Below are 7,466 nucleotides of genomic sequence, written 5' to 3'. Positions count from 1 at the left end.
GAGCTGTAAGGGAAGGAATCGAACCTTCAAGGAGTGGTTAGCCATTGCTGGTTTCCCATATTCTCCGCCACCGAGACAAGGAGGTGTGTCTGCCTGTTTCACCACCTTACAGTATTTAAGCCCGCGTTTCCGTTTGCTTGATACAAATATCACAATATAATTTAGAATTGCAAATTATTTAACAAAAATTAACATCCATTATTAATAATATAGGTAAAAACCCGTATTTCTACCTATTTAACAATCTCGCTACATATTTGCCAATGATGTCAAACTCCAGATTCACCTCGTCCCCTACCTGTAAAGTGCGGAAGTTGGTATGTTCATGAGTGTAAGGAATAATTGCTACAGAGAAGGATCCATCGTGAGAATTCACTACGGTTAAGCTCACACCATTGACACAGATAGAGCCTTTTTCGACGGTTACATTCCCTGTTTCAGCATTATAATTGAAGGTGTAGACCCAGCTTCCATCGAGTTCCTGCAACTGGGTACAGGTAGCTACCTGATCAACATGTCCCTGAACAATATGACCGTCAAGACGGCCGTTCATCTGCATGCATCGTTCAAGATTTACCAAGCTACCCTTCTGTAATTTATTCAGATTCGTTTTTGCCAGGGTCTCTTCCACTGCAGTAACCGTATGGGAATCGTCCTGAACAGCTACCACCGTCAGACATATTCCGTTATGGGCAACGGACTGGTCAATCTTCAGTTCGGAAGAAAATAATGAGGAGATTCTGATGTGCAGATTACCCTTATCCTTTTGTAAGTCAACGACCTCGCCAAGGGTCTCAATAATACCTGTAAACATGTTGCGAAGGTAAACAAAACCTAAATCTACTCAAACTGTTAGTTGTCTTCGTTATATTTAGCCATCCATCGCATCGTTAAATTATAATATGTAATTTTGGCCATCGATATTTATGTTAAGACAGAACCTACAACAGAAACTACTTCAGAAGCTATCGCCTCAGCAAATTCAGTTCATCAAGCTATTACAGGTACCTACCGTTTCCCTGGATGCGCGCATCAAAGAAGAACTGGAAGAGAATCCTGCACTGGAAGATCTGAGCCTGGCCAATCTGAATGATCCTGTTGAGGAATATCCGGATAAGGACCCTGACGAAACGTATGATTCTGAGGAGAAGTCCGAGGAATTTGACGAATTTAATATCGATGACTACCTGCAGGAGGACAACATCAACGACTATGGATCCAAATACGATCAGAACGGGGATGATGAAGATGACAAGAAAGAGATGCCGATTGCTATACAGAGCTCCTTCTATGAAAATCTGCAGGAGCAACTGGATCTGATCCCCATGTCGGACAAAGACTTCCAGATCGGACAGCAGCTTATAGGCAGTTTGGACGATGACGGTTATCTGAGACGTTCAATTGCTTCTTTGATAGATGATCTTGCTTTTTCTCAGAACGTGTTTGCAGAGGAAGAAGAAGTGGAAGAAGTACTCAAAGTGATTCAGAACTTTGAGCCGGCGGGTATAGGAGCGCGCGATCTGCAGGAATGCTTGCTGATCCAGTTACGGAAGAAAGACCAGAACAATCCGGTTATTCTGAAGGCGATCCGTGTTGTGGAAGATTATCTGGATGAATTTACAAGAAAGCATTACGACAAGCTGGAAAAAGCCCTGAACATCTCTTCAGAGGAGTTGAAGGAGATCATTGCGGAGATCCTGAGACTTAATCCCAAACCCGGAGATTCGGGTGCGGTGACGACGAAGCAGCTTCAGATCATTCCGGATTTTCATATCAGCAACAAAGAGGGAACACTGGTGCTGACGCTGAACTCACAGAATGCGCCTGAGCTGAAGGTTAGCCGTTCCTATCAGGAGATGTTTCAGCATTATGACAAGACTTCCCAAAAAGACAAGAAGCTAAAGGAAGCGGTGCAGTTTGTGAAGCAAAAACTCGACTCGGCAAAATGGTTTATTGACGCCATCAAACAGCGGCAGCAAACTTTGCTCAAAACGATGAACGCCATCATGCACTACCAGTATGACTATTTCCTTACAGGAGATGACAGGAACCTGAAACCGATGATCCTGAAAGACATAGCAGACCGGATCGGAATGGACATTTCAACGGTTTCAAGGGTAGCCAATTCGAAGTATGTTCAGACTGAATTTGGTACCTTCCTGCTGAAATCCTTCTTTTCTGAGGCTATTCAAACGGAGAGCGGAGAAGAAGTGTCGAACAAGGAAGTGAAGAAGATCCTGGAAGAATGTATCGGCAATGAAGACAAACGCCACCCCCTGGCGGACGAGAAGCTCGCTGAGATCTTAAAGGAAAAGGGCTATAACATTGCACGGCGAACGGTTGCGAAATACAGGGAAGCCATGAATATTCCTGTAGCACGGCTCAGGAAAGAACTTTAAGGCTTTCTTCACTGCGAAAACCCACGGCGTATTTAATTAGTGCCTTATTGGATTATATTTCCTACCTTGTGGGCTTTATTAATATTAATACAATGCAAAACGAAGGAACAGTAAAATTTTTCAATGAAACTAAAGGTTTCGGATTCATCGTACCAGCTAATGGTGAACCAGATATCTTTGTTCATTCAACAGGACTTATCGACGAAATTCGTGAGAACGATCGCGTAAAGTTCGAAGTTGAAAAAGGCAAAAAAGGTCTTAATGCAGTGAATGTAGAAGTTATTTAATTTTCACATATATCATTGAACAAAAAAAGCATCTGTCTCACGGCAGATGCTTTTTTTGTTTTATACCGTTTCAGCGGAGGAGCGCTCGCTCCTTCTGGAGATCTTAAGAAAGCGGAGGATCAGAAACACAGACGCCAGCGTAAGTCCGGCTATCAGTCCCAACCACATTCCCTGCGCTCCCATCTTAAAGTGAAATGAAAGGATATAGCCTAGCGGCAAGCCGATCACCCAGTAGGAAATCGCTACCAGGATAGTCGGAATTTTCACATCTTTAATTCCTCTCAGAAGTCCCGCCCCGATCGCCTGCGTGCTGTCGGAAATCTGGAACACGGCAGCAAAGAGCAGCAAAGCAGATGCAAGCTGCAATACCTCCGTGTTGTTATTGAACAGTTGAGGAAGCTGGAACCGAAAGACAGAGAAGATGATGGCGCAGAAAATCCCATAACAAAGAGCAGTGATCAGAGTACTCCGGCCTATTTTAGAAATGAGCGAAAAGTTCGCGCCACCGTATGCATTACTCACGCGGATGGAGCCTGCCTGCGCGAGGCCCATCGAAACCATAAAGGTAAAAGAAGCGCAGCTCAGTGCGATCTGATGGGAGGCCTGAGAAACTGCACCCAATGTTCCGATAATTATCCCGGAGACTGCAAAGGCACCTGCTTCCATTCCCATTTGTAAACTACTGGGAACGCCGATATGCAGCAGGTCCTTCATTGTCTGCGCCTTCAGTTTCCACTGGCTTCGGCTGACAAGGATGTATCGTTTGAAGGTACTGTGCTTCAGAACCACTAATGCCAGCAGCACAAAGATCAGTGTACGGGTGATGAGCGTGGCCCAACCTGCTCCGACCAGCTCCATTCTCGGGAATCCCAGGTTACCATAGATAAGGATCCAGTTGAGGAAGACGTTTATAGGAAGCCCGATGAGCGACAGCAACATAGCCGTACGGGTGTACTCCAGTCCGTCAGTAAACTGTTTCAGGGTCATGAACAGAAGCATAGGTATGATCGAAATCCCCATCAGCTTCATAAAAGGGAGAGCCAGGACGACAACTTCAGGATCTTGCCCCAGGTGATACAAAATATTACGTCCGAAAACCAGGAAGGATGAAATCACCACTGCAGCGACAGCACACAGGACAAAGCCGTTGAAGAAATAGTGTGACACAAGGTTCCCGTCTCTTCTTCCATGAGCCATAGAAACCATCTGAGATACGGATATGGTGATCCCGATGCCGAATACAAAGGGAATATTCAGGGCATTTAGTACCAGGGCGGCAGCCGCCAGTTGTTTATAGCTAATGGCGCCTACCATAGCCGCGTCAATAAGATGCAGTGCCATTTGCGCCAGCTCACCAATAATGATGGGTAACGCGAGTTGTATTGTTTTTGTTGCTTCAGTCCTCATATCTAATCGCCTCCTTTAGAGGGCTGCAAAGGTACTAAGTTTTAGGAGATTTAGATACCATCGCTTTGAGCCTTCAATTATAACAGAGCTGTTTAAGGGTTTTGGACTAAGCCGTTCAATAAAAATCGCTATATTGGCTAGTAGGCCAAACTCAGGTTTATCCGGATCGCGGGACAGGTACACAATAGCTGTTGAGGAGAAGTTGAGTTATTCTTATCACATCAATTGACGATTATACGTAATGAAGAAAAAAGAAAAGGAACTTACGAAAAAGGCGAAGAAGCAAATCCGCCGCTCGCTGGAAGAAACGCTTATTGAGGAAATAAAAAAAGCCATTACGGGCCAGGGACGCAGTCCGAAAAAGGTAACGAAAGAGATTAAGAAAGCTGCCTCACAGATTGCCCGAAAGCTGGCTGACAAAGCCTCTATATCAAAACCCGTTGAGGCAGAAGAGGTCGCGGAAGCGACGGATATCAAGGAGCGGGCTAATTCATTTGATGTTCCGCCAATACTGCCACCGGCCTTGCCAGTCGTAGCAGACCCTCCACTGGAAGAAGCACCGGCAGCAGACAGCCCGGTAGCGAAAGTTCGAAGAACAAGAAGAGTTGCCGGAGAGATCGCCGCCCAGGCGGAGGCCACACCGGTTAAGCCGGTCAGAAAACGGGTTCCGCGGGTAAATGCAACAGCGAAGGAGAAACCTGCTGAGCCTACTGCAGAAAGCACGCCGGAGAATGAAGATCAGGGAAAAGCCCTATCGGCAGACGAAAACCTGTCAGAATAAAAGGCGAAAGGCCTGCTGTATATACAGCAGGCCTTTCGCCTTTATTAAAAACGATGTCTCTAGTTTTGCTCTCCGCGGCTTTGTTTCCGTACGACGGAATGCTTCACACTATAGGCAAAGTAGATCACGAAGCCCAGTGCCATCCAGATGATCAGTCGCTCCCAGTTATGTTTACCCAGGCCTACCATCATGAGCAGACAGGCTGCGGCACCAATTATAGGCAGGTAGGGCATCCCCGGAGTCTTGAATGCTCTTGGTGTGTTTGGATCGGTACGACGCATAACAATCACGCCGATACATACGAGAACAAACGCGAAAAGTGTACCTATACTGGTCATATCTCCTACTACATCCCCCGGCACGAAGGCAGCGAATAAACCCACAAACACCAGGAAGATCAGGTTCGATTTGTATGGCGTCTGATATTTAGGGTGTACTTCTGAAAATATTTTCGGAACAAGACCGTCTTTCGACATGGAAAAGAATACCCGCGACTGACCCAGCAGCATGACCAGGATTACAGAGGAGAACCCTGCAAGGATGGCAACTGTGATTAAAATAGAAAGCCACTCGAAACCCGGCATATATCTTTCGATAGCGTAGGCTACAGACGCTTCCTTTCCAGCAGTAGCAAATTCTGAATAATTGGCTACGCCGGTTAGTACATGACTGAACAGCACATAAAGTACAGTACAGATTACGAGCGATACAAGAATACCGATCGGCATATCCTTCTTCGGATTTTTAGCTTCCTGCGCTGCCGTCGATACAGCATCGAAACCGATGAATGCGAAGAAGACGACACCGGCACCGCTAACAATCCCACTCATACCGAACTTCCCGAAGTCGTTTTCAAAATAATCGAGAAATCCCTTTTCTCCCGAGAAAAACGCCTTCTCTCCGAGGTTAACCGGCGTATAAGGTGTATGATTGATCGGATTCATGAACGACCATCCAAGCAGGATGAACGCGATCACGATAGCCACTTTCAGGATAACGATTATTCCGTTTATGTTAGCCGATTCTTTCGTACCCCGGATAAGCACAAGGGATAAGACAATTACGATAAAGAGTGCGGGAATATTGATAATACCATTCACACCATCGGGCGACACCTGAAACGGGGAATGACAGAGCTCATAAGGGATGGACACTCCAAAGGTCTCCAGGAGCTTATTGAGATATTCTGACCAGGCGATAGACACCGTGGCTGCCCCTACGGCATATTCCAGGACAAGGTCCCAGCCAATAATCCAGGCGATCACTTCGCCCATAGTGGCATACGAGTAGGTATAGGCAGATCCGGCAATGGGGATCATGGATGCGAACTCTGCATAACAGAGACCGGCAAGACCACAACCCACGGCAGCCAGGATGAATGAGAGGGTGACTGAAGGTCCCGCATGATCCGCGGCAGCAGCAGCGGTGCGAACGAATAAACCGGCACCTATGATAGCGCCAATCCCCAGTGCAATTAAATTTCCCGCACCTAAGGTCCGTTTTAAAGTCCCTTCACCCGTTTCTTCGGCCTCCTTCAATAAAATACCTAGTGGTTTCCTGAATTTCATAAAATTTCCTGAGTAATGTTTGTGTTTTTAAGCGATTAATAGATAAAGAGTGATTATTAAGAATCTAAAGTAAGTTATTTTTCGTTTCCAGCGTTTGAAATGGCGCTAGTTGTAAATATTTTTTATTCGTTCAGGAGAAAACATACGGATCTACTTTCCGATAAGTGTTTGATACTGCTCAGCACTGAGCAACTTTTCGAATTCAGCCGGATCCGACAAGGACACCAGAGCCAGCCAGCCGGCCTGGTAAGGATCAGAATTGACGAGTCCGGGATCTTGATCGAGATCAGTATTGACCGCGACGATCCTCCCTGTAATTGGCATAAAAAGATCAGAGACGGTCTTCACCGCCTCTACGCTGCCAAATACGTCGTGCTGGCTGATTTCAGCGTCCATGAGCGGAATATCCACAAATACGATATCGCCGAGCTCAGCCTGAGCAAATGCTGTGATGCCTATGAGGGCCTGGCCGTCTTTCAGCTGTACCCATTCATGGTCAGCCGTATATCTTAGTTCAGAAGGAAATATCATTTCGTTTATTTTATGAGCTCAGCATCCATAAGGAAGATCTCTGAGCGCTTATCACCTGTTTTATTAAGCACCAACTTGCCCCGTATTTTAACCGGCCGGTCTGAAGCACCGACTGCACGTCTGGCATGCACTTCAATCATGGAGGGAATGTCGCCCTGACCGCAATAAGCACACTGGTCATAAGGAACCACTGCCAGCATGAAGTTGGTATATTCCATTTCTGCCTTTAGGGGGATGATGTATCCGCCTAATTCGATTTCGGTATTCTCCATCTGCTGTAACTTAAAGGGGAAAGAGGGCACCATCTTAAACTGATCATTCTTGACGTATTTCTTTTGCGCGATTAGTCTCCAGGCATCATTCATTAAAGGAACATGAGTGGGTGCCTGCGCCCTCGCGATCGCTGCACTACACATAAGCAGAGCAAGCATGAGTATATGCTTCATTTTCATCGGTGAATTATTTGCGGTGTACACGTATCATGACAGAAGAT

At 46.1% G+C, this 7,466-nt stretch carries 8 protein-coding genes; 3 read left to right on the top strand and 5 right to left on the bottom strand.

From position 1 onward, the window contains the following. Window positions 1–229: 229 nt before the first annotated feature. A complete protein-coding gene (locus ACO1NU_RS13305) occupies window positions 230–814 on the bottom strand; it encodes a riboflavin synthase (protein WP_448818981.1) in 585 nt (194 codons plus the stop codon). Window positions 815–926: 112 nt separating this feature from the next. On the opposite strand from ACO1NU_RS13305, the gene rpoN reads away from it, so the two are divergent. Together rpoN and ACO1NU_RS13295 are read left to right on the top strand one after the other, a co-directional pair. Next, window positions 927–2,399, top strand: coding sequence for an RNA polymerase factor sigma-54 (gene rpoN, locus ACO1NU_RS13300; RefSeq protein WP_448818980.1), 1,473 nt, complete (start codon window positions 927–929; stop codon window positions 2,397–2,399). Window positions 2,400–2,491: 92 nt separating this feature from the next. Next, window positions 2,492–2,686, top strand: a complete 195-nt coding sequence (locus ACO1NU_RS13295; protein ID WP_106294003.1) for a cold-shock protein — start codon at window positions 2,492–2,494, stop codon at window positions 2,684–2,686. A gap of 60 nt (window positions 2,687–2,746) precedes the next feature. Here ACO1NU_RS13295 and ACO1NU_RS13290 read toward each other — a convergent pair whose 3' ends face one another. Continuing rightward, entirely contained in the window at window positions 2,747–4,093 is a 1,347-nt protein-coding gene (locus tag ACO1NU_RS13290) for an MATE family efflux transporter (RefSeq protein ID WP_448818979.1), read from the bottom strand. A 241-nt stretch (window positions 4,094–4,334) separates the two neighbouring features. Between ACO1NU_RS13290 and ACO1NU_RS13285 the strand changes: the two genes are divergently transcribed. Continuing rightward, entirely contained in the window at window positions 4,335–4,874 is a 540-nt protein-coding gene (locus ACO1NU_RS13285; protein WP_448818978.1) for a hypothetical protein, read from the top strand. Window positions 4,875–4,933: 59 nt separating this feature from the next. Here the strand turns inward: ACO1NU_RS13285 and ACO1NU_RS13280 are convergent, their stop codons facing one another. From ACO1NU_RS13280 to ACO1NU_RS13270, 3 genes are all read right to left on the bottom strand, one after another. Then, window positions 4,934–6,442 carry an amino acid permease gene (locus ACO1NU_RS13280; RefSeq protein WP_448818977.1) on the bottom strand — a complete coding sequence of 503 codons (1,509 nt, stop codon included), beginning with the start codon at window positions 6,440–6,442 and terminating at the stop codon, window positions 4,934–4,936. A 150-nt stretch (window positions 6,443–6,592) separates the two neighbouring features. Then, window positions 6,593–6,973: a glycine cleavage system protein GcvH gene (gcvH, locus tag ACO1NU_RS13275; RefSeq protein ID WP_448818976.1), complete on the bottom strand. Its 381-nt coding sequence runs from the start codon at window positions 6,971–6,973 to the stop codon at window positions 6,593–6,595. Window positions 6,974–6,978: 5 nt separating this feature from the next. Next, window positions 6,979–7,419 (bottom strand): hypothetical protein, encoded by a 441-nt coding sequence (locus ACO1NU_RS13270; RefSeq protein ID WP_448818975.1) that lies wholly within the window; start codon window positions 7,417–7,419, stop codon window positions 6,979–6,981. Between the last annotated feature and the right edge of the window lie 47 nt (window positions 7,420–7,466).

The organism is Arcticibacter sp. (assembly GCF_053551015.1).
Note: the sequence above shows the minus strand (reverse complement) of the source record. Positions and strands in the feature narration are given on the sequence as shown.

Coding starts and splice junctions, on each gene's coding strand:
- ACO1NU_RS13285 (WP_448818978.1), top strand. CDS start 4,335: ATGAAGAAAAAAGAAAAGGAACTTACGAAAAAGGCGAAGAAGCAAATC.
- rpoN (WP_448818980.1), top strand. CDS start 927: ATGTTAAGACAGAACCTACAACAGAAACTACTTCAGAAGCTATCGCCT.
- ACO1NU_RS13280 (WP_448818977.1), bottom strand. CDS start 6,442: ATGAAATTCAGGAAACCACTAGGTATTTTATTGAAGGAGGCCGAAGAA.
- gcvH (WP_448818976.1), bottom strand. CDS start 6,973: ATGATATTTCCTTCTGAACTAAGATATACGGCTGACCATGAATGGGTA.
- ACO1NU_RS13270 (WP_448818975.1), bottom strand. CDS start 7,419: ATGAAGCATATACTCATGCTTGCTCTGCTTATGTGTAGTGCAGCGATC.
- ACO1NU_RS13290 (WP_448818979.1), bottom strand. CDS start 4,093: ATGAGGACTGAAGCAACAAAAACAATACAACTCGCGTTACCCATCATT.
- ACO1NU_RS13295 (WP_106294003.1), top strand. CDS start 2,492: ATGCAAAACGAAGGAACAGTAAAATTTTTCAATGAAACTAAAGGTTTC.
- ACO1NU_RS13305 (WP_448818981.1), bottom strand. CDS start 814: ATGTTTACAGGTATTATTGAGACCCTTGGCGAGGTCGTTGACTTACAA.